The organism is Sphingopyxis granuli, from assembly GCF_001559015.1.
In the GTDB taxonomy this organism is placed as follows: Bacteria; Pseudomonadota; Alphaproteobacteria; order Sphingomonadales; family Sphingomonadaceae; genus Sphingopyxis; species Sphingopyxis granuli.
Window position 1 is genome coordinate 1,327,091 of the sequence record NZ_CP012199.1, and the last position, 21,121, is coordinate 1,348,211.

General features: G+C 67.1%; 22 protein-coding genes. 7 read left to right on the forward strand and 15 right to left on the reverse strand.

Annotation, left to right across the window (positions count from 1 at the left end; all coding sequences use genetic code 11):
- Positions 1–201: 201 nt before the first annotated feature.
- The 14 genes from tolB to SGRAN_RS06200 all read right to left on the reverse strand — a co-directional run bounded on the left by tolB (position 202) and on the right by SGRAN_RS06200 (position 10,140).
- The gene (tolB, locus tag SGRAN_RS06135; protein WP_067181652.1) at positions 202–1,575 is read right to left on the reverse strand and encodes a Tol-Pal system beta propeller repeat protein TolB; all 1,374 of its coding nucleotides are present in this window, start codon (positions 1,573–1,575) and stop codon (positions 202–204) included.
- 6 nt (positions 1,576–1,581) lie between these two features.
- Entirely contained in the window at positions 1,582–2,379 is a 798-nt protein-coding gene (locus SGRAN_RS06140; RefSeq protein WP_237233860.1) for a hypothetical protein, read from the reverse strand.
- Between the two features lie 36 nt (positions 2,380–2,415).
- Positions 2,416–2,922 carry a protein TolR gene (tolR, locus tag SGRAN_RS06145; RefSeq protein ID WP_067181655.1) on the reverse strand — a complete coding sequence of 169 codons (507 nt, stop codon included), beginning with the start codon at positions 2,920–2,922 and terminating at the stop codon, positions 2,416–2,418.
- On the reverse strand, positions 2,922–3,620 hold the full coding sequence (gene tolQ, locus SGRAN_RS06150; protein WP_067181657.1) for a protein TolQ: 699 nt from the start codon (positions 3,618–3,620) through the stop codon (positions 2,922–2,924). Before tolQ ends, tolR begins: the two co-directional genes overlap by 1 nt.
- The gene (locus tag SGRAN_RS06155; RefSeq protein ID WP_067181660.1) at positions 3,614–4,078 is read right to left on the reverse strand and encodes a YbgC/FadM family acyl-CoA thioesterase; all 465 of its coding nucleotides are present in this window, start codon (positions 4,076–4,078) and stop codon (positions 3,614–3,616) included. The genes tolQ and SGRAN_RS06155 overlap by 7 nt, the downstream gene beginning before the upstream one ends.
- 98 nt (positions 4,079–4,176) lie before the next feature.
- The gene (gene ruvB / locus SGRAN_RS06160; protein WP_148650957.1) at positions 4,177–5,199 is read right to left on the reverse strand and encodes a Holliday junction branch migration DNA helicase RuvB; all 1,023 of its coding nucleotides are present in this window, start codon (positions 5,197–5,199) and stop codon (positions 4,177–4,179) included.
- Between the two features lie 139 nt (positions 5,200–5,338).
- Positions 5,339–5,680: a GIY-YIG nuclease family protein gene (locus SGRAN_RS06165; RefSeq protein ID WP_067181662.1), complete on the reverse strand. Its 342-nt coding sequence runs from the start codon at positions 5,678–5,680 to the stop codon at positions 5,339–5,341.
- A gap of 68 nt (positions 5,681–5,748) precedes the next feature.
- Positions 5,749–6,150 (reverse strand): GFA family protein, encoded by a 402-nt coding sequence (locus tag SGRAN_RS06170; RefSeq protein WP_067181665.1) that lies wholly within the window; start codon positions 6,148–6,150, stop codon positions 5,749–5,751.
- A complete protein-coding gene (ruvA, locus tag SGRAN_RS06175; protein WP_067181668.1) occupies positions 6,147–6,749 on the reverse strand; it encodes a Holliday junction branch migration protein RuvA in 603 nt (200 codons plus the stop codon). The genes SGRAN_RS06170 and ruvA overlap by 4 nt, the downstream gene beginning before the upstream one ends.
- 91 nt (positions 6,750–6,840) lie before the next feature.
- Entirely contained in the window at positions 6,841–7,314 is a 474-nt protein-coding gene (gene ruvC / locus SGRAN_RS06180) for a crossover junction endodeoxyribonuclease RuvC (protein WP_067186937.1), read from the reverse strand.
- Between the two features lie 166 nt (positions 7,315–7,480).
- Entirely contained in the window at positions 7,481–8,227 is a 747-nt protein-coding gene (locus SGRAN_RS06185; RefSeq protein WP_067112384.1) for a YebC/PmpR family DNA-binding transcriptional regulator, read from the reverse strand.
- A gap of 72 nt (positions 8,228–8,299) precedes the next feature.
- Positions 8,300–8,617 (reverse strand): YbjQ family protein, encoded by a 318-nt coding sequence (locus SGRAN_RS06190; RefSeq protein WP_067181670.1) that lies wholly within the window; start codon positions 8,615–8,617, stop codon positions 8,300–8,302.
- Positions 8,618–8,781: 164 nt separating this feature from the next.
- On the reverse strand, positions 8,782–9,024 hold the full coding sequence (locus tag SGRAN_RS06195; RefSeq protein ID WP_067112377.1) for a DUF2312 domain-containing protein: 243 nt from the start codon (positions 9,022–9,024) through the stop codon (positions 8,782–8,784).
- Between the two features lie 786 nt (positions 9,025–9,810).
- Positions 9,811–10,140: a DUF1244 domain-containing protein gene (locus tag SGRAN_RS06200; RefSeq protein WP_067112997.1), complete on the reverse strand. Its 330-nt coding sequence runs from the start codon at positions 10,138–10,140 to the stop codon at positions 9,811–9,813.
- A 63-nt stretch (positions 10,141–10,203) separates the two neighbouring features.
- On the opposite strand from SGRAN_RS06200, the gene pyk reads away from it, so the two are divergent.
- The 7 genes from pyk to SGRAN_RS06235 all read left to right on the forward strand — a co-directional run bounded on the left by pyk (position 10,204) and on the right by SGRAN_RS06235 (position 19,519).
- Entirely contained in the window at positions 10,204–11,700 is a 1,497-nt protein-coding gene (gene pyk, locus SGRAN_RS06205) for a pyruvate kinase (RefSeq protein WP_237233867.1), read from the forward strand.
- 183 nt (positions 11,701–11,883) lie between these two features.
- Positions 11,884–12,657: an arginyltransferase gene (locus tag SGRAN_RS06210; RefSeq protein ID WP_067113001.1), complete on the forward strand. Its 774-nt coding sequence runs from the start codon at positions 11,884–11,886 to the stop codon at positions 12,655–12,657.
- A 93-nt stretch (positions 12,658–12,750) separates the two neighbouring features.
- Positions 12,751–13,137: a DUF3060 domain-containing protein gene (locus tag SGRAN_RS06215; protein WP_067181672.1), complete on the forward strand. Its 387-nt coding sequence runs from the start codon at positions 12,751–12,753 to the stop codon at positions 13,135–13,137.
- A 211-nt stretch (positions 13,138–13,348) separates the two neighbouring features.
- Positions 13,349–15,787 (forward strand): FAD-dependent oxidoreductase, encoded by a 2,439-nt coding sequence (locus tag SGRAN_RS06220; RefSeq protein WP_067181675.1) that lies wholly within the window; start codon positions 13,349–13,351, stop codon positions 15,785–15,787.
- Entirely contained in the window at positions 15,787–16,665 is an 879-nt protein-coding gene (locus tag SGRAN_RS06225; RefSeq protein ID WP_067181678.1) for a hypothetical protein, read from the forward strand. The genes SGRAN_RS06220 and SGRAN_RS06225 overlap by 1 nt, the downstream gene beginning before the upstream one ends.
- A gap of 15 nt (positions 16,666–16,680) precedes the next feature.
- Positions 16,681–18,627, forward strand: a complete 1,947-nt coding sequence (locus SGRAN_RS06230; RefSeq protein WP_067181680.1) for a cytochrome c3 family protein — start codon at positions 16,681–16,683, stop codon at positions 18,625–18,627.
- A gap of 43 nt (positions 18,628–18,670) precedes the next feature.
- Complete coding sequence (locus SGRAN_RS06235; RefSeq protein WP_067181682.1) at positions 18,671–19,519, forward strand: phosphodiesterase; 849 nt, start codon at positions 18,671–18,673, stop codon at positions 19,517–19,519.
- Between the two features lie 592 nt (positions 19,520–20,111).
- On the opposite strand, the gene SGRAN_RS06240 is transcribed toward SGRAN_RS06235, so the two are convergent.
- Positions 20,112–21,056: a D-2-hydroxyacid dehydrogenase gene (locus SGRAN_RS06240; protein WP_067181685.1), complete on the reverse strand. Its 945-nt coding sequence runs from the start codon at positions 21,054–21,056 to the stop codon at positions 20,112–20,114.
- Positions 21,057–21,121 lie beyond the last annotated feature (65 nt).

Consider the following 21,121-nt stretch of genomic DNA (forward strand, 5'->3'; position numbering starts at 1 on the left):
GGCGCGGGGGGAGTTCCTTCGGCGGCTTCGGCGAGCAGGCGCCGACAGCAAGCATGGTGATCGCCGCGATCATCGCGGTGCTTTTGCGTATCGTCATGTCTTCTGTCCTCTTGTTGTTGTGGTCCGTCGTCGTTTCGCGAGGGATTAACCCATGTTGCACGCGATAATGCAACCCCAGCCCCCCGCTTTGGTTCCGATTGGTCAGGGCAGGATCGGCCCCCAGCTCGGGTCCGATCCGTCCTGCGGCGTCGGCAGGCGGCGCAGGTTCACGCCGGTCAGGTCGACCTGCCACAGCGTCGACTTGCCTTCGCGGCCCGCCGTGGTGCGGAAGAACTGGATGACGCGCCCGTTCGGCGACCAGGTCGGCGCCTCGTCCTGCCAGCTGTTGGTTAGCATGCGGACGCCGCCGCCGGTCGGGGTCATCACGCCGATGCGGAATTCGCCGCCGCCCATGCGGGTGAAGGCGATCAGGTCGCCGCGCGGCGACCATTCGGGGGTGGCGTAGCGCCCGCCGCCGAAGCTGATCCGCTGCTGGTTCGATCCGTCGATGTTCATCGTGTAGAGCTGCTGGCTGCCCGACCGGTCGCTTTCGAACACGATCTTCTTGCCGTCGGGCGAAAAGCTGCCGCCGACGTCGATGCCCGGCGTCGTGGTCAGCCGCACCGGCGTGCCGCCCTCCGCTGAGACGCGATAGATGTCGGTATTGCCGCCGACCGCCATCGAATAGAGAATCTGCCTGCCGTCGGGCGACCAGCGCGGGGCGAAGGTCGCGTTGCCGCTTTCGGTCACCAGCTTCTGCGTCCCCGCCGCGACATCGTAGATAAAGACGCGGACGCGGTTGTTCAGATAGCTGACATAGACGATCTTCTTGTAATCGGGCGAGAAGCGCGGGCTGATCGCGAGCGCCTGGCCGTTGGTGATGAAGCGGTGGTTGCCGCCGTCCGAATCCATGATCGCGAGCCGCTTGATGCGGTTCCCCTTCGGGCCGCTCTCGGCGATGTAGGCGACGCGGCTGTCGAAGAAGGGCGATTCGCCCGACAGGCGCGAATAGATGGCATCGGCGCATTTATGCGCGGCGCGGCGCCAGTCGGCGGGCTGGATTTCGAACCCCTGCCGCACCAGTTCGCTGCCGAGTTCGGTGTCGTAGAGATAGCAGCCGACGACGAAGCCGCCGGTACCGGTCGCGCGCACGAAGCCGTGGACGACATTCTCGGCATTGCGCGCCTTCCAGTCGGCGAAGCGCGGTGCGGTGACCTCTGCCATGCCGATCGCGCGGACGCTGCCGGGGCCGAGCGGCGCATAAAGGCCGCTGCGCTCGAGGTCGTCGGCGATCACCTTCGCGATGTCGCGGCCCAGATTGTCGGTGCGCAGCCCGGCGACCGTCGTCACCGCGGGCGTCGCGAAGGCGGGCACCGCGATGACCGTGCGCTCCTGCGAAAGCTGGCCTTCGATCGTCTCGCGCGGTTCGGTCTGGGTGACGGCGGGCGCGGTCGGGGCGCTCGCATCCTGCGCCTGCGCGGCGATCGGCGCGGCGGTGAGCAGCAGGGCGAGCGAAAGCGTGGTGCGAAAGGACATCTCTCTCTACCTTTTGATGAAATCGAGCGTGTAATTCTGCCAGAAGCTGTAATTCTCGGTCGGCAGGTCGAAGGGGGCGGCGAGTTCGACGGCGCGTTTCGCGCATTCCTGGTGCCGCTGGACCTGGAACTTGTTGCTGTCGTTCTCGCCGGTCGTGGTGACGCTGGTGAAACCCGCGAGAGCGCCCGATTCGGTCAGCCGGAACTTGACCACCGTCTTGAGCTGATCGACGTCGACCCCCGACACGCGGCAGCCGTTCCAGCGCGGCGCGACCGCCGACTTGATGCTGACGTCGATCGACCGGCGTACTTCGGCCGCGGTCGCCGCGGCGGGCGCGCCCTTGCTCGCCGGCGCCTTGGGCTGCGACTTGGCAAGCCCGTCGACGATGCCGTCGAGGCGCCCGGTCGGGCCGCTGGTCTGTTTCTTCGGCGGTGCCTTGGGCGCGGGCTTGGGTTTCGGTTTCTCGGCGGCGGGGGGCGCCTTCTTCGGTGGCGCCGGAACGGGCTTCGCCACCTGCTTGGGCGTCGGCGCGGGCGTTGGGCGAACGATCGGTTCGGGTTCCGGCGGCGCGGGCACCGGCTCGGGCGGGGCGGCGATGTCGGTCGCATCCTCTTCGCCCAGCCGCGCGGCGGGCGGGGTTTCGGCGATCACCGGCGCGGTCGATTGCGGCGCCGTCTCCGCGATCAGATCGACCTCCATCGGCGGATTGTCGAAGCGCCGGTCGCCCGCGGTCCACTGGATCGACAGCAGGCCGATGATGAGCAGGTGCAGCGCCACCGCGATGGCGATGCCGTGCCTTTCCATGCCCCTTGGTGCCTGTGCCGCAGCCATGCCTCGTGCCTATTGCCCGCTGTCTGAACCGTCGGTGACCGTCGCGGCGGGTGCGGCGTCCGACGATCCGGTCGTGACCAGCGCGATGCGCGACAGGCCGGCGCGGTTGAGCTCGCCCATCACGCGCATCACCCGGCCATAATCGAGCCCCTTGTCGGCGCGGAGCATGATCTGGCGGGGGCGTTCCTTGCTTCGATCCTCGCGTGCGATGACCTCCAGCCGCGCGGGCAGGTCGGCCTCGGCCACCGCCTGGTCGCCGATATAGATGGTGTCGTCGGCGCCGATCGACAGCTGCACCGGCTCCTGCTCCTCGGTCTCGACCGGCTTCGCCCGGCTTTCGGGCAGGTCGATCGGCACCGCGGAGGCGAGCAGCGGCGCGGTGATCATGAAGATGATCAGCAGCACCAGCATCACGTCGACGAGCGGAGTGACGTTGATCTCCGACATCGGCGCGCGGCGCCCGCCGCGTCCGCGCCGCCGGCCGCCGGCGCCGCCCGAAGGGCCGCTCATCGCCATCAGCCCTCGACCTCCAGTTCGCGGCTGAAGGTCGCGTGCAGCCCGTCGGCGAAGCGGCCGAGCCGCGATTCGAGCCGGTTCAGCCGCTGCGAGAAGGCGTTGTACGCGATCACCGCCGGAATCGCCGCGAACAGGCCGATCGCGGTCGCGAACAGTGCCTCGGCGATGCCGGGCGCGACGACGGCGAGGCTACTGTTGTTCTCGGCCGCGATCGCCGTGAAACTGCGCATGATGCCCCACACGGTCCCGAACAGCCCGACGAAAGGCGCGACCGCGCCGATGGTGGCGAGCGGGCCGATCTTCTCGGCCAGCCGGTCGACCTCACCCTCGACCGCCGCGTTCATCGCGACGCCCAGCCGCTCGCGCGTGCCTTCGCGGTCGACGGACTTGCCCGCGGTCGACCGCCGCCACTCGCTGATTCCAGCCGACAGCACCTTGGCACTCGGCAGTTCCTCGCGGCCGTTTTCGTCATAGAATTTGTCGATGTTGCCCGCGCGCCAGAAATCGCGCTCGAAGCGTTCGGAGGCGCGCATCATCTTGCCGACGCTGCGGCCGTGACCGATGATCACCGCCCAGACATAGACGGATGCGGCGAGCAGGCCGATCATCACCGCCTTGACCACGATGTCGGCCTGCAGGAACAGCGCCACGGGGGACAATGTCGCCGCGTCGGCGGCCAGCTTGATATTGTCTAGCAAGGGATGGTCTCTCCATTCATGATGGCGGTGAAGCGATCGGCCCAGCCCGCGGGCTGGCGGCGCGGCCGGCCCTCGGGCGACAGGAAGGCGGCGGTGACGTGTCCGTTCGTTAACTCGTCCGGACCGCGAAGGATGCGCTGCGCGATGACGACGCTGGCGCCGCGCACCGCCTCGACCGTGCTGACGACGAGCAGGTCGTCGTCGAGCTTCGCGGGACGGCGATATCGGATGGCAAGGTCGGTGACCGCCCATGTGCCTTCGCCGCCCTCCATCGCCGCGCGCTGGTCGATGCCGGCGATGCGCAGCATGTCCGATCGCGCGCGTTCCATATAGCGCAGGTAATTGGCGTGATAGACGATGCCGCTCAGGTCGGTGTCCTCGAAATAGACGCGCACGCGATAATGATGCGCGGTCCCCACGAAAGCGCCGGGGATGAAGGGTGGCGGAACATCGACCATCGACAGACCGATAGCGGGTGCTCGACTCGTCGCAAACCCCCGTTTCACAATTCGTCGCAGGTCCGCGGCATTTGATGGGGAAAGTGGCGGTTCGGGCCCTATTTTCCCTGGTCGAACAGCCCGTCCTGCGTCCCGGCGGGCGGGTTGAGCCCCAGATGCTTCCACGCGCTGGCGTTGAGCATCCGTCCGCGCGCGGTGCGGGCGATCAGGCCGATCTGGAGCAGATAGGGCTCGATGACGTCCTCGATCGTGTCGCGCGGCTCGGACAGGCCCGCCGCGAGCGTGTCCGCCCCCACCGGCCCGCCGCGATAAATGTCGGCGATCATCGTCAGATAGCGGCGGTCCATCGCGTCGAGCCCCAGCGCATCGACTTCCAGCCGGTTGAGCGCGGCGTCCGCCACCTTCGCGTCGACCGTCGGCGCACCGGCGACGGTGGCGAAATCGCGCACCCGGCGCAGCAGCCGCCCGGCGATGCGCGGCGTCCCGCGCGAGCGCTTCGCGATCTCGAGCGCGCCGTCGGACGCGATGCCGAGACCGAGCAGCCGTGCGGCGCGGCCGATCACCTGTTCGAGTTCGGCGTGCGTGTAGAAATTGAGCCGCACCGGAATGCCGAAACGGTCGCGCAGCGGCGTCGTCAGCAGGCCCTGCCGCGTCGTCGCGCCGACCAGCGTGAATTTCGGCAGGTCGATCCGTACCGACCGCGCCGACGGCCCTTCGCCGATCATGATGTCGAGCGCGCGATCCTCCATCGCCGGATAGAGGATTTCCTCGACCGCGGGCGCAAGCCGGTGGATCTCGTCGATGAACAGGACGTCGCCGTCCTCCAGATTGGTGAGCAGCGCCGCGAGGTCGCCCGCCTTGGCGATCACCGGGCCGCTGGTTGATCGGAACCCGACCCCCAGTTCGCGCGCGACGATCTGCGCCAGCGTCGTCTTGCCCAGCCCCGGCGGCCCGAAGAAGAGCACATGGTCGAGCGCGTCCGAGCGCGCCTTCGCCGCCTCGATGAAGATGCGCAGATTCTCCCGCGCCGCCGCCTGCCCGACGAACTCGGCGAGCGATTTGGGCCGCAGCGCGGCGTCGGCGTCCTCGGGGGTGCGCGTGGGAGTGGTGAGGTCGGTCACGGTCTGGCGATACCCGTAAATCTCGTCATGCTGAAACGGTTTCGGCGTGCGGCTTCGTCCGACACGTCCGGCCATGGACCCTGAAACAAGTTCAGGGTGACGAGAAATGAGAGCGAAGAGTCGGGTGTCAAAATCTTCGTCATGCTGAACTTGTTTCAGCATCCATGGTCTGACCGATCGATTCCGCGCCGACTTCGAATGCGAGATCGCGCCATTCCGGATTGCCGGCGTCGATCAGGTTGATCTTCCATTGGCGGTGCCAGTTCTTGAGCTGCTTTTCGCGGGCAATGGCCAACTCCATCGTTCCGAACAGTTCGAAATGGACGAGGCGATATGTGCGATATTTCGCGGCAAAGCCTTTGGTAACGCCGCTGTGATGTTGCCACAGGCGCTGAGCGAGGTTGGATGAGACACCGATGTAGAGCGTGCCGCCCTTGTGATTGGCGAGGATGTAGATGCAGGGCTGAAAAACGTCGCGCATGGCAGCCTGTTCAGGGCCATGGATGCTGAAACAAGTTCAGCATGACGAAGGAGGTTGACGGTGCGCGCTCAGTCAAGATGCTCGATCCCTTCGCCCACGATCGCGACCCACGGGTCCCGCCGTTCCTCATAGACGGAGACACGCGGCGTCAAGCCGTGCCCCGGCTCGAAATTGCCGAGCGGCACCGCATATTCGCGCTGCGGGCCGTTGCGATACCACAGCGTCGCGCCGCATTCGGCGCAGAAGAAGAAGTCGGCGACTTTGCCGCTGTCGCCCGCCTGCTGCCACATCGTCGCCTCGCCCTCGGTCCGGACGCGGTCGGCGGGGAAGCGGGCCTGCGCGGCAAAGGCGCTGCCGCTGCGTGCCTTGCAGTTGCGGCAATGGCATACCGACACGCGCACCGGCTCGCCGGTGCAGGCGATGCGGAGCTGGCCGCAGCGGCAGGCGGCGTGGCGGACGGCTTCGGTCATTTCGCCGCCTTCTTCAGCGCTACCCGCACCAGCGCATCGAGCGAGGCGCCCGCGCCCAGCTCCTCGCTGGCCGCCGCGACCGCGGTGCTGGCTTCGCCCGGCTTGAAGCCGAGGCCGGTGAGGGCGGCGATGGCGTCGCCGAGCGGGCCGGCAGCGGCAGACAGGGTGGGATTCGAACTCCCGGCGATCCCACCCAGCGCCCCCGCCTTGTCCTTCAGTTCATGCGTGATGCGCTGCGCGAGCTTCGGCCCGACGCCGTTGGCGCGCGCGACCATTGCGCTGTCGCCGGTGGCGAGCGCGCGTTGCAGGTCGCCGATTTCCAGCGCCGAGAGGATCGCGAGCGCGACCTTGGCGCCGACGCCCTGGACGCTGGTCAGCAGACGGAACCAGTCGCGCTCCTCGGCGCGCGCGAAGCCCAGCAGGCGCAGAAAATCCTCGCCGACCAGCATTTCGGTGTGGACGGTCACGTCGCCGCCGACCGGGCCGAGCGCGTCCAACGTGCGTGCCGACGCCTCGACCAGCCAGCCGACGCCGCCGACGTCGATCACCGCATGGCCCGCGCCGCTGCTGTCCAGTTTTCCGGTGAGTTTCGCGATCATGTCCCGTGCCTAGCGCGACGGGAATGAAAAGGGAACATCTATGCTTCGGGCGGCGGCCTCGAAAATAATTTCGCGCCTTCGCGTGCCATATTCAAACGCGCGGTCGGTGATTGGCGTGGCAGATCGCCACCGCCAGCGCATCGGCCGCGTCGGCGCCCGCGACCTGCGCGCCGGGGAGCAGCACGCGCAGCATCGCCTGCACCTGTTCCTTCGCCGCGCCGCCGGTGCCGACGATCGCCTTCTTGACGAGCCGCGGCGCATATTCCGCCACCGGCAGGCCGCCGCGCGCGCAGGCGAGCAGCGCGACGCCGCGCGCGTGCGCGAGCTTCAGCGTCGACTGCGGATTGTCGTTGACGAACACCTCCTCGACCGCGGCCTGGGCAGGAGCATGATCGGCGATCACCGCCGCAAGCACGGTGTCGAGATGTGCGAGGCGGTCGGGCAGGGCGGCCCTGGCGTCGGTCTTGACCTGCCCGTTGGCGACATGGCTGATCCGGCTGCCTTCGACGCGGATGACGCCCCAGCCGGTGCAACTGAGCGACGGATCGAGGCCGAGGATGATCACCGACATTCCTCTCCCCTTGGGGGAGAGGATAGGAAGGCTTGCCAGCTTGTCTGGCTAGCCGGACTTGGTGAGGGAGTGCGGCGGAGGCATGCCCTCACCCAGCTGCGACCAGCGGGCAAAGCCCGCAAGTCTCCGCATCCCTCTCCCCCAGGGGGAGAGGGAATGATCACCCCAGTTTCTCCAGCACCGCGTCGGGAATCTCGTAATTGCCCCAGACGGTCTGCACGTCGTCGTCGTCGTCGAGCGTATCGATCAGTCTGAACAGCGTCTGCGCGGTCGCCTCGTCGGCGATCTCGCTCCTGATCGTCGGGCGCCACGCGAGCTTCACGCTCTCGGCCTCGCCCAGCTTCGCCTCGATCGCCTTGGCGACTTCGTGCAGGGCATCGACGCTGGTCCAGATTTCATGGCCGTCCTCGGACGACTCGACGTCGTCGGCGCCGGCGTCGAGCGCGGCTTCGAACACCGTGTCGGCGTCGCCCGCGCTCGCCGGATAGGTGATCTGGCCGAGCCGGTCGAAACCGTGGCTGACGCTGCCGCTGGTGCCGAGGTTGCCGCCGTTCTTGCTGAACGCGGTGCGGACGTTGGTCGCGGTGCGGTTGCGGTTGTCGGTCAGCGCCTCGACGATCAGCGAGACGCCGCCGGGGCCATAGCCTTCGTAGCGGATTTCCTCGTAATTCTCGCCGTCGCCGCCCGATGCCTTGTCGATCGCGCGCTGGATATTGTCCTTGGGCATCGACTGCGCCTTGGCCGCGTTGACCGCGGCGCGCAGGCGGGCGTTGGCGTCGGGGTCGGGCAGGCCCATCTTCGCCGCGACGGTGATTTCGCGCGCGAGCTTGGAGAAGAGGGCGCTGCGCTTCTTGTCCTGCGCGCCCTTGCGATACATGATGTTCTTGAATTTGCTATGGCCGGCCACAGCCTACCTCCATCGATATGGAAAATGTGGCGTCGCCCCTAGCGTGAACGGCTTTTCGAAACAACCGCCGCGTCAGAGGACGACCGCGGTCCCGCTCGCCGACACCATCAGCATCGACCCGTTCTGGCCGAGCACCTCATAGTCGATGTCGACGCCGACCACCGCATTGCCGCCGAGCTTCGCCGCCTCGGCCTCCATCTCGCCCAGCGCTTCCTTGCGCGCGCGGGCGAGGACGTCCTCATATTTGCCCGAGCGGCCGCCGACGATGTCGGTGATGCTGGCGAACAGGTCGCGGAAGATGTTTGCGCCGACGATCACCTCGCCGGTGACGATGCCCAGATAGTCGCGGACCGGACGGCCCTCGACGGTGTTGGTGGTGGTGCTGAACATAACCATGAACCCTTCATCAAATCTGTTCGGGCTGAGCTTGTCGAAGCCCCGTCCTTGTTTTCCATGTTTAAAGAAAAGAACGGCCCCTTTCGACTGCCTTGCAGGCGCTCAGGACAGGCTTCGACAAGCTCAGGGCGAACGGGAGAGAGTGATATGGGCCGTCCTCAGTCGATCCCGAGCGCCGATTTATAGACGTCGAGGATGGCTTCCATCTCCTTGCGGTCGTGCACCGGCATTTTGCGCAGGCGGACGATCTGGCGCATGATCTTGGGGTCGTAACCCTGCGATTTCGCTTCGAGATAGACGTCGCGGATATCGTCGGCGATGCCTTTCTTCTCTTCCTCCAGCCGCTCGACGCGCTCGATGAAAAGGCGCAGTTGTTGGTCGGCAGTGGTGGCTTCGCTCATGTCATGCTCCGCTGGATGGGTTGGATGGGGGGCGAGAATCGCCTCGGCGGCTCCCCTAGAGCATTTTCCAGTCAGGTGGAATCACCTGACGATTCAGAAAATGCGGAAGAACAGGAATCTGGAGCGGCCGATCCGATGTAATCGGATCCGCCGCTCTATGGTCTGCGGGGATTCGGATTTCGGCACGCTGCCTCATCCGTTCGTCATGCTGACTCGTTTCAGCATCCATGGCCGGACCTTCCCTTTTGTGCCGCCTTTCATTCGCGGGCAGACCATGGACCCCCGGATCGGGTCCGGGGCAGGCTCTGAAACAAGTTCGCAATTATCCCCTTCCGACAGGTGAGCGTTCCCCGGCGAAAGCCGGGGTCCAGATGGCACAGCGCTGCCTCGCATGGACCCCGGCTTTCGCCGGGGATCACCAGCATCCCTGTCTCAGGGGTATAAACGCCAAACAAGTTCAGGGTGACGAATGGGAGAAACCGCGCAGAACGCCAAATCCCCACAGACCATAGGGCGCGATGCGCCCAGATTGACCGCTGGCGTCATCGCGAGCGGAACGAAGTGATCGCCAGCTAAGGCGTGTGGGGATTCATCTTGCAACTGTCCTTTATCGTGTGTCCCCGCGAAGGCGGGGACCCATCTGCGGTGGTTTCGAGATGGAACCGGCCGAAGATGGACCCCCGCCTTCGCGGGGGAACACGGCTTTATACAATATCGCGGCGATAGACTCTGAATCCCCACACGCCTTAGAGTGCCGGTTTTGATTCCATCAAAACCGAACGCGCTCTAGCGGGGTCCGGGATTCTTCGCCATGCTTTCTTCCATCCGGCGGAGCTGCTCGGCGGTCGCGGGAACATGGTGGCGCGCCTTCCACTCGGCGGTCGGCATGCCGTGGACGATCGCGCGGGCCGCCTCCTTGTCCATCCCGTCCGCCTCGGCGATCCAGTCGCCCAGGCAGTTGCGGCAAAAACCGGCCAGCCCCATCAGGTCGATGTTGGCGGCGTCGTGGCGGTGCCGGAGCAGGCGTACCAGCCGCCGGAACGCCGCCGCGGCCGCCGCATCGTCGAGGGCGTCGAGCGGATCGTCCACGCCGTTCTGGTCTTCGCTGCACGCCATGGCTGCCTCCTTTTGCGTGGATCAATCGGTATCGCGCGGTTGCCATGGCGCGAACGAAGCGCCATGCCCACGCACCGTAACGGCAATCAGGCAAGCGGAGCAACCGTGGTCCACACCCTTCCCCCCCGCCAGCGCAAGGTGCGCATCCTCGCCACGCTCGGCCCCGCGAGCGCGAATCCGGAGATGATCGCCGCGCTGCACCGCGCCGGTGCCGACGCTTTCCGCGTCAACATGAGCCATGGCGACCACGCGGGGCATGCGAAGGTGATCGCGGCGATTCGCGCGCTCGAGAAGGCGACCGGGCGCCCGTCGACGATCCTCGTCGATCTGCAGGGTCCCAAGCTGCGCGTCGGGACGTTCGCGGACGGCCCGGCGGAGCTGGTGACGGGGCAGGCGTTCGTGCTCGACACCGATCCGGTGCCGGGGGATGCGCAGCGCGTCCACCTGCCGCACCCCGAATTGTTCGCCGCGCTCGAACCCGGCACGCGGCTGCTGATCGACGACGGCAAGCTGGTGCTGCGCGTGAAGAGCGTGACTTCCGACTGCATCGCGACGATCGTCGAGGTCGGTGGCCGCATTTCGGACCGCAAGGGCGTCAACGTCCCCGACGTCGTCGTGCCGCTCGCCGCGCTCACCGAAAAGGACCGCCGCGACCTGTCCTTCGCGCTCGAACAGCATGTCGACTGGATCGCCTTGTCCTTCGTCCAGCGGCCCGAGGACGTGGCCGAGGCGCGGCGGCTGATCGGGGGCAAGGCGGCGCTGCTCGTCAAGTTCGAGAAGCCCGCGGGCGTCGCCCGGCTCGAGGAGATACTGGAGATCGCCGACGCCGCGATGGTCGCGCGCGGCGACCTGGGCGTCGAACTGCCGCCCGAGGCGGTGCCGCCGCTCCAGAAGCGCATCGTCGCGACGGCGCGGCGGCTGGGCAAGCCGGTCGTCGTCGCCACCCAGATGCTCGAATCGATGATCGTCTCGCCCACCCCGACGCGCGCCGAGGTGTCCGACGTCGCGACCGCCATCTATGACGGCGCCGACGCGATCATGCTGTCGGCGGAGACCGCGGCGGGCGCCTGGCCGGTCGAGGCGGTGACGATGATGGATTCGATCGCGCGCTCGGTCGAGGGCGATCCCGACTATTACCGCCGGCTCCATTTCACCGAGACCTTTCCCGACGCGACGACCGCCGACGCGCTGGCCGAGGCGGCGGGCGGGATCATCGCGACGATCGCCGCCGACGCGATCATCTGCTTCACCGCGTCGGGCTCGACCGCGCGCCGCGTCGCGCGCGAGCGGCCCGGCGCGCCGCTGCTCATCCTGACCCCGAAGCGCGAGGCGGCGCGGCGGCTCGGCCTGCTGTGGGGCGCGCACGCGGTGCCGACCAAGGACATCGGCAGCTTCGAGGAGATGATCGCCAAGGGCAAGCGCATGGCGCTGCGCCACGGCGTCGGCCAGGCGGGCGCGAAGCTGGTGATGATGGCGGGGGTTCCCTTCGGCACGCCGGGGTCGACCAACGTGCTCCACGTCGCGACGCTGACCGGCGACGAGCTCAAGGGCTACGCCTGATCGATTCGAAACGGGACAGAATGTCCGGCCCGACCGCGCGGTTTTTCGATCTGATTCAGATCGGGACGAACAAAAATGGTAAACGGTCTTTGCACCATTGACGCGGGGCGGCATAGTCGGTGGAAAGAACGCGCCGGACCCGCGTGGGGGGATCCGCATCACAAGTCTGGAGGTCTAGTCCGCGTGTCCGCACCGTTCCGTTTCCCGCGCTTCTTCGTCACCAGCCCCGCGCCCTGCCCCTATCTGGAGGGCCGGACCGAGCGCAAGGTATTCACCGAACTGAGCGGCAACAATGCGAACGAGCTCAACGACGCGCTCGGCCGGATCGGCTTCCGCCGCAGCCAGTCGGTCGCCTACCGCCCGAGCTGCGCCGATTGCTCGGCCTGCGTCTCGGTGCGCGTCTGCGCCGCGGAATTCCGGCCCAGCCAGTCGCAGAAGCGCACGATGCGCCGCAACGGCGACCTTGTCGTCACCGCCTGCAAGCCGTGGGCGACCGAGGAGCAATATGCGCTGCTGCGCGCCTATCTGCTGTCGCGCCACCCGAGCGGCGGCATGGCCGACATGGACGAGCAGGATTTTGCCGACATGGTCGAGCAGACGCCGGTCGATTCCTACATGATCGAATATCGCGAACCGGCGGCCGACGGTGGCCGCGGCCGCCTCGTCGGCTGCTGCCTGACCGACCGGCAGGGCGACGGCCTGTCGATGATCTACAGCTTCTTCGACGCCCACCATCCGCTGCGCGAGGGACTGGGCACCTTCATCATCGCCGATCATGTCCGGCGCGCCGCGAAGGCCGGCCTGCCCTATGTCTATCTCGGTTACTGGATCGAGGGGTCGGCGCGCATGGCCTACAAGGCGCGCTTCCGCCCGCTCGAAAAGCTCGGCCCCGACGGCTGGTCGCGCTTCGAGCCGGTGGCGTCCGATCGCATCGCGGCGATGTTCGAACTCGCCTGATCGTCCGCCGCACCGCGTTCGTTCATCGTGGAGCAAGATTTGTCCGCGCATGCCATGCGATGGGGCATTCGAGGGGTTGTGAAGGAGACAGCCTTGCTTTCGAACGCCTTTTTCCCGAAATTCCCCGTCATGGCCGCGATCGGCCTTGTCGCCGCGGTGCCGGCTCTGGCTTTTGCGCAGAGCGGCAGCGCCGGAACGCGCAGCGGCGCGACGATCGACGGGGTCGGACAGACGCTGACCGTCGATTGCGAGGGCCGCGCGGCGGTCGTCAGCGGTACCGAAAACGAGATCAGCTTCGTGGGCGACTGCCCGTCGCTGACCGTGACCGGCACCGACAACCGGATTCGCATCGCGCTGCGCGCCGGGGCGCCGGTGAATGTGTCGGGCGTCGACAATGTCGTCACCTGGAGCACCGCCGGGAAGGCGCGCCCGCGCGTGTCGATCCAGGGCGTCGGCAACCGGGTCGCGCCCGCGCGCTGATCGCGCGCGCTTCGGCCGGCATCCGTCTCCCCGGTTGACCAGCCCCCGCTTTCAAGGGCATAGCGTTTCGATCAGGACATAAGTCCGGGTCGCATCCATGCAGAGGTTGCCGGGGGGCTGGCGGCCAGGGGGAAGGGATGCCAGCGCGCATGTTCGTCAGGATGGTCGTCAGCCGCAGCGAACCTGCCTTTCGCGCGCGGGCCGCGCGCGCATGAGCGAGCCGGTCCGGGTCGCGATCATCGGGTCCGGTCCCGCCGGGCTGAGTGCCGCCGCGCGCGCGGCGCAGCTCGGGCTCAGCCATGTGCTGCTCGAAAAGACCGACCATCTGTCGGACACGATCTTCAAATATCAGAAGGGCAAGCACGTCATGGCGACGCCGGCTCGCCTCGACCTGCGCTCCGACTGCCGTTTCGACGAAGGGTCGCGCGAGGCGATCCTGGGCATCTGGGACGAGGACGCGGCGGCCAACAAGGTGACCGTCGCCTATCGCGCCGAGGTCGTCGAGGTCACGGGCGAAAAGGGCGCCTTCCATATCCGGACGGCGAGCGGCGATACGATCGTCGCCGAGCATATCGTGCTCGCGATCGGGACGCAGGGCAACCCGAACTGGCTGCGCTGCCCCGGCAATGATCTGCCGCATATCATCTATCAGGTCGACGACCCGGAGGATTTCAGGGACCGGCACATCACGGTCGTCGGGTCGGGCGACGCGGGGATCGAAAATGCGCTCGGCGTCGCCGAGGAGGCGCTCGAGAACCGGGTGACGATCCTCAACCGGTCGAAGGATTTCGCGCGCGCCAAGGCGAAGAACGTCTCCGACCTGATGGAGGCGGGCGAGAATGGCGCGATCGACATCCGCACCGAAACCCAGCCCAAGATCGTCGAACCGGGCTGGCTGACGCTGGAGACGCCGACCGGCGACGAGCGGATCGAGTGCGACGTGATCGTCGCGCGGCTGGGATCCGTCGCGCCGCGCGCCTTCGTCGAATCGATGGGGATCGAATTCACCGGCCCCGACCGCGAAGCCTTTCCGAAGCTGTCGCCGACCTTCGAGACGACGGTGCCCGGCATCTACGTCATCGGCGCGCTCGCGGGCTATCCGCTGATCAAGCACTGCATGAACCAGGGCTATGACGTCGTCGAATTCATCAACGGCAACAGCGCGTTGACCCCCGCCGACGAAAAGGACCTTGCAACGATCTTCGCAAACCTGCCGCAAAAACGACCAGTCAGCGAATGGCTCGATTATCTGCGCGCGCGGGTGCGCATCTTTGCCGATGTGTCGCCGCTCCAGATGCGCGAATTCATGCTCGATTCGAAGGTCGCCTATTACCCCGCTGGCGAGGTGGTGTTTGAAAAGGACGAGCCGGGTTCGTCGCTGTTCGCGATCGCCGACGGTCATGCGCTGGTCGCGGTGGCGCCGGGCGTCACCGTGCCGATCGAGCAGGGATCGATCTTCGGCGAGGTCGGGCTGATCTCTGGCCGCAAGCGCGGCGCGACGATCCGTGCCGGTGAGGACAGTATCTTCGTGGAGGTGTCGCGCACCGCCGCGATCAAGCTGATGGGCGCGGTTCCGGGTGCGAAGCGCGTCATCGAACGCATCTCGCTCGAACGCCAGCTTCTCCAGATCTTCAAGGGCGGCCTGACGGTCGATGATCTGGCGCCCGTCATTGACGGGGCCGAGGTGATCCGCGTGCCCGCCGGCAAGCCGGTGGTCGTGGAGGGCGACGCGGGCGACGACGTCTATGTCATCCGCTTGGGCTCGATGGTGGTCGAAAAGGACATCGGCGGCCGGTCGATCTTCCTGCGCTACCTGCCCGCGGGCAGCTATTTCGGCGAAATGGCGGTGCTGAGCGGAGAGAAGCGCAACGCTACCGTCAAAGCCGCGATCGGCAGCGAGGTGATCAAGCTGACCGGCGCCGGCTTCAAGGCGATGCTCGCCGCGCGGCCGCAGGTGCGCGAGGCGACGGAGGCCGCGGTCGCCGAGCGCGCGGCGATGAACAGCTTCATCGAATCGCGCAAAATCAGCTATGCGAGCGCGGTCGACCTCTATTCGGACACCGCCAGCTTCATTATGAAGGAAGGGCTCGGCGAGGCGACCGATGCGCTGCTGATCGACGAGAATCTGTGCGTCGGCTGCGACAATTGCGAAAAGGCCTGCGCCGACAGCCACGAAGGACTGTCGCGGCTCGACCGCGAGGCGGGCCGGACCTTCGCGCATCTGCACGTCCCGACGAGTTGCCGCCACTGCGAGCATCCGCACTGTATGGCCGACTGTCCGCCGAACGTCATCCATCGCGGCCCCGACGGCGAAGTCTATATGGAGGATGGCTGCATCGGCTGCGGCAACTGCATGCGCAACTGCCCCTATGGCGTGATCCGCATGGAATCGACGCCGCCGCCGAAGCCCGGTCTGCTCAGCTGGCTGCTGCTCGGCCGGGGCCCGGGGCCGGGCGAACCGTCGCCCAAATGGACCAAGGCGAATATGCCTGAGGGCAAGAAGTCCAAGAAGATCGCCGTCAAGTGCGACATGTGCAAGGGGATCGCCGGCGGTCCCGCCTGCGTGCGCGCCTGTCCCACAGGCGCCGCGATCCGCGTCTCGCCCGAGGAATTTCTTTCGGTTGCCCGGCTCGAAGAGGATGCCGACTGATGGCGACGCTGTTCCGGCGCCGTGCGCAGCGCACCCATGTCGAACGCGTCCGTCAGCGCCGGCACGAGGGATTCCTGCGCTACGCCAATTTCCGCTGGGCGAAGATTTCCGGCATGCTTTGCCTGCTGATCGTCGTTTCCTATGCGCTGGTCGATGTGACGCCGCGTCCCAATGGCGGGAGTTGGTACGGCTATACGCTGGGGACGATCGGTGCCGCGCTGATCCTGTGGCTCACTGCGCTCGGCTATCGCAAGCGCCGGATGACGAGCGATTACTGGTCGCTGAAGGCGTGGACCTCCGCGCATGTCTATCTGGGGCTCAGCCTGATCGTCATCGGCACTTGGCACACCGGTTTCCAGCTCGGCTGGAACGTCCACACGCTCGCCTGGGCGCTGATGATGCTCGTCATCCTGTCGGGGCTCTATGGCGTGATCGTCTATGCGACGCTGCCGGCGGCGCTGTCGAACAACCGCGAGCAGATGACGCAGATGCAGATGCTCGAGGCGATCCGCGCCTTCGACCGCCAGCTTCATGCCGCGGCGCAGCCGCTGACGGCCGAGGATGCCGTCCTGCTGCTCGCGGCGCTGGACGAGGACCCGTTCGCGGGAGGCATCCGCGCGCGGTTGACCGGGCGCTATCTGCGCTGTGCGACGGCCGCGGCGCTGCGCGCGCTGGCGGGTTCGCGCGCGGCCAATGCGGAAGCGCGCGGCAAGGTTGTCGGTCTGCTGCGCCAGAAGGAGGCGGCGCTTGCGCGGCTGCGCCGGCATCTGCGGCTGCGGTCACTGCTCGAAATATGGCTTTATGTGCATGTTCCGCTGAGTTTTGCGTTGATCGTGGCGTTGTCGGCGCACATCGTCAGCGTTTTTTTCTACTGGTAGGCGGGGAGGGGGACGATGAGCTTCATCCTGCGCCGCATCGCGACGACGAAGACGGGCAAGCAGATCGTCCGCGACCAGCCGCTGCCGGGCGACACGATCACGCTGGGGCGCGAAAGCGGCAACGGCATCCACATTCCCGACCTGGCGGTGAACCCGCACCATGCGACGATCAGCAGCAGCGACGGCCGCCATGTCCATGTCGCGGCGCAGGAGGGGTTGGGCTTCGACCTGAACGGCCGCACGCTCGACGCCGCCGACATCGACAGCGCGGCGGGCGCCGAGCTGCGGTTCGGCGGGCACCGGCTGACGATCGCGCGCGAGGGCGATGCGATCGTCCTGCTCGTCGAACGGATCGACGAACTGTCGCAATCGTCGAAGGATGTCGACGAGGCGAAGGCCTTCTCGCTGGCCGGGACGATGCCGGGCAAGCGGCTGGGCGCCTGGGCCTTCGCCATCCTCGTCTTCCTTGCCTTCCTCGCCGGGCCGATCTGGGCGTGGCACAGCTATCGGCAGGTCGACGAGCGGCCGGGCGGTTATCATGCCGACCTCGCCTGGTCGTCGGGGCCGCTGTCGAGCGCGCACAAGAGCCTGAAGGGCGACTGCCAGTCGTGCCACGTCGACGCCTTCGTCGCGGTGACCGACAAGGCGTGTGTCGGCTGCCATACCGGCGAGCACAAGGCGATGAGCGCGGCCCACGCCAATGCTCCGACCGCGATGCTGCTTGCGGCGCGGCACCCGCCCGGTGTCGGCGAGCGCATCCTCGCGGGCTTCGCGAAGACCTTCAACCGGCCGCAAGGCCGCTGCGTCGATTGCCATACCGAGCATGAAGGCGCCGGACCGATGCCCGCGACGCCGCAGAAATTCTGCGCCGACTGCCATGACGGGATGCAGGCGCGGCTGATGAAGGCGGGCTTCGAGCCGACCGTCGCCGATGCCGCCGATTTCGGCACGCTGCATCCCGAATTCCGGCCGCTGGTGCGCACCGCGCCGGGCGCGAAGCCGGTGCGCGCGGCACTGAGCAAGGGGGCGATCGTCGATCAGGGCGGGCTCAAATTCCCGCACGACCTGCATCTGCAGACCAATGGCGGCGTCGCGCGCATGGCGGCGAGCTTCCGTGGCCGCCATGGCTTCGGGCAGAAACTCGAATGCGCGAACTGTCACCGCCCCGACGCCGACGGGGTAGGGATCAGGCCGGTCGAGATGGAGCGCGACTGCGCGATGTGCCACAGCCTCGCGTTCGAGACGGTCGGCGGGGTCACGCGGACGCTGCGGCACGGCGAGCCCAGGCAGGTCGTCGCCGACCTGATCGCCTATTACCGCTCGACCCCGCCGACGCGGCCGCTGCAACTCGGCGGGATGGAACGGCGGCGGCCCGGCCAATATGCCGAGGGGCAGGTCTACAACATCTATTTCCGCGAAGTCGCGGTACGCCCGAACCGCGCCGAGGATGCGGTGCGCGCCGTCTTCTCGAAAGGCGGCGCCTGTTATGATTGCCACACCATCTTCGCGCCGGCCGCGGGCAACGACTGGCGCGTGATGGCGGTGAACCAGACGCCGCACTTCCTGACCAAGGGCTGGTTCGACCATGACGCGCACAGGGAAACCGATTGTGCCGACTGCCACGTCGCGGCGACGCGGTCGAAGGCGGCGAGCGACCTTCTGATCCCCGGCCTCCGCCAGTGCCGCGACTGCCATGTCGGCGAGGGTGGCGCGCGGCTGGTCAAGGTCGAAACCGCGACCGAATCGCCGTGCGCGATGTGCCACGAATATCACAGCGACGGGGGCAAGCCGTGGGTGCCCGCACGCCAGCGCAGGAAGGGAAGCGCGGCCATCGCCGATCGGCCGCCGTCCGCCGCGCAGGCTGTGAGCCTGATCACAGGGCCGGGCGTGCGCGGCCTCTATGATGAGATATGGCGCGGCTCGGCGCCGAAACTGGCCTCGACGACAGGGCGCGGCGGATGAAGATCAGGCGGTCGGGGTCCGGCGGCCGGGGTGGGGGACGGATATGCTAATCGCCCAGATCACCGATATCCATCTGGGTTTCGACCCGGATAATCCGGCCGAATACAACCGCAAGCGCCTCGACGCCGTGCTCGACGTGCTGATCGAGGGGCCGAACCGCCCCGACCTGCTGATCGCCACCGGCGACATCACCGATTGCGGCGATGCCGACAGCTATGCCCAGCTCAAGGCCGCCTTTTCGCGCTGTCCCTTCCCGGTCTGGCCGAGCGTCGGCAACCATGACCTGCGCGACCCGTTCCACGCGGCCTTCCCCGGCTTCGACGACGGTGCCGGCTTCGTCCAATATGCGATCGAACTGCCCGAACTGCGGCTGGTGACCATCGACACGCTGGAGGAGGGGCGCCACGGCGGCGCCTTCTGCGGCGCCCGCGCGGCGTGGCTCGACGCCGAACTGGCGAAGGATGGCGGCAAGCCCACCTATATCGTGATGCACCACCCGCCGATCGAAAGCGGGATCGAATGGATGAACACCCATCCCGGCGAACCCTGGGTCGACCGCCTGACCCGGGTCGTGCGCCGCCATCCGCAGGTGCGCGGCCTGATCTGCGGCCACTTGCATCGCAGCGTGACCGTGGCGTGGGAAGGACGCACCATCGCCATCTGCTCCTCGACCGCGCCGCAGGTGTCGCTCGACCTGCGGGCGATCGACCCGGACCGCCCCGACGACCGCCCGATGATCGTCGCCGAGGACCCGGCCTATGCGCTGCACCACTGGAACGGGCGCGAACTGGTCAGCTTCTACGACCATGCCGGGGCGCACACGACCCTCGCCAGATATGACGAGCGCCTGCAACCGCTGGTGCGCGAGTTGAAGGCCGAGCGGCCGGAGTAGAGTCGGTCCCGGATCGCTCGCCGTCCTGCGGCCTGTGGGGATTCGGGTTTCGGCACGGATGTGTCCCTTTCGTCACCCTGCAACAGGTTGGCATTAGCAATTGGAGCGGCGTGTCATAAATCTGCAATGCCCCTTATCCGCTCGACACGAACGGGACGATGGGTCAGATTTAAGGCTCAATGCTCCATCCCTTTTCGACGAGGAATGGTTCCCCGGCGAAAGCCGGGGTCCAGATGGCGCGGCGCTGCCCTGCATCGGACCCCGGCTTTCGCCGGGGAACAGCTCCTTACCCACCTGATGGATATCTATACCAACGTGTTTCAGGGCCCATGGTCCCCGAATGAGAGGCGGCGGAAAAGGGAAGGTCCGGCCATGGATGCTGAAACGAGTTCAGCATGACGAAGGATGGGGCAGCGCGCCGAACCCCGAATCCCCACAGGCCTTAGACCATGATGACATCAGACCGACTCGTCATTGCGAGCGACGAAGCCGCGCGGCAATCCAGAGCAGGTGGTAACCGCTCTGGATTGCTTCCCCCGGATCGGGTCCGGGGTCGCAATGAAGACGTGGGTCAATCCAAAGTCATCGGAGTCTAATAGCCCAGCGTCAGGTCGACCTGCGGCGCGACCGGTTCGCCCCTGTGCCAGCGATCCAGATTGTCGAGGAAGCGTTCGGCGGCGCGCGCGAACATCTTGTCCTGCGCGCGGCCCGACAGGTGCATCGTGACATGCGCGTTGTCGAGCGCCCACAGCGGGTGGTCGGCGGGCAGCGGCTCGGGCGTGGTGACGTCGAGGAAGGCGGCGCCGATGCGCTTTTCGGTCAGTGCCGCGACCAGCGCCTCCTGATCGACGACACTGCCGCGCGCGATGTTGATCAGCGTTGCGTCGGACTTCATCGCCGCCAGCTCGACGGCGCCGATCATGCCGTCGGTTTCCGCCGTCGCGGGCACCGCGAGGATCACCCAGTCATAATCGCCGAGGCGGCCGCGCCACTGGTCGGGGGTCAGGGTGCCCGGTCCGGGCGAGCGGCGCACCACCGTCACATCGACCGCAAAGGCCTTCAGCCGTTCCTCGATCAGCCTGCCGATCGCGCCATAGCCGAGCAGCAGCGCCCTCGATCCTGCCAGTTCGACCTTGCCCGGCGAATCGATCAGCCATTCGTGGCGTTCCTGCGCGCGCACGACTTCGCGATACCCCTTGGCGATGGTCAGCATTCCCATCACCACATATTCGGCGATGGTGATCGCGTTGATCCCGGCGCCGTTGGTGACGACGACGCCGCGCGTGCGCAGCAGGTCGAGCGGCATGCGGTCGACCCCGGCATAGATGGAGTTCAGCCACCGCATCCTCGCCGCCGCGGTGATCGCGGTCGCCATGTCGTGCTTGTCGTGCATGTCGAACCAGCCAATGTCGGCCTCGGGCGCCATCGCCATCGCCTCTTCCTTGGTCCGGAAGAAGCGCGGTTCGACCCAGTCGGGCAGGCGGCTTTCGACGAGCGGGCGGATCATTTCCGACAGGACGGTGACGGTCTTGGTCATGGAAATTGCTCTCCCTTTTCCGTTCGCATCGAGCGAAGTCGAGATGCCCATCGGTCGCGCGCGTC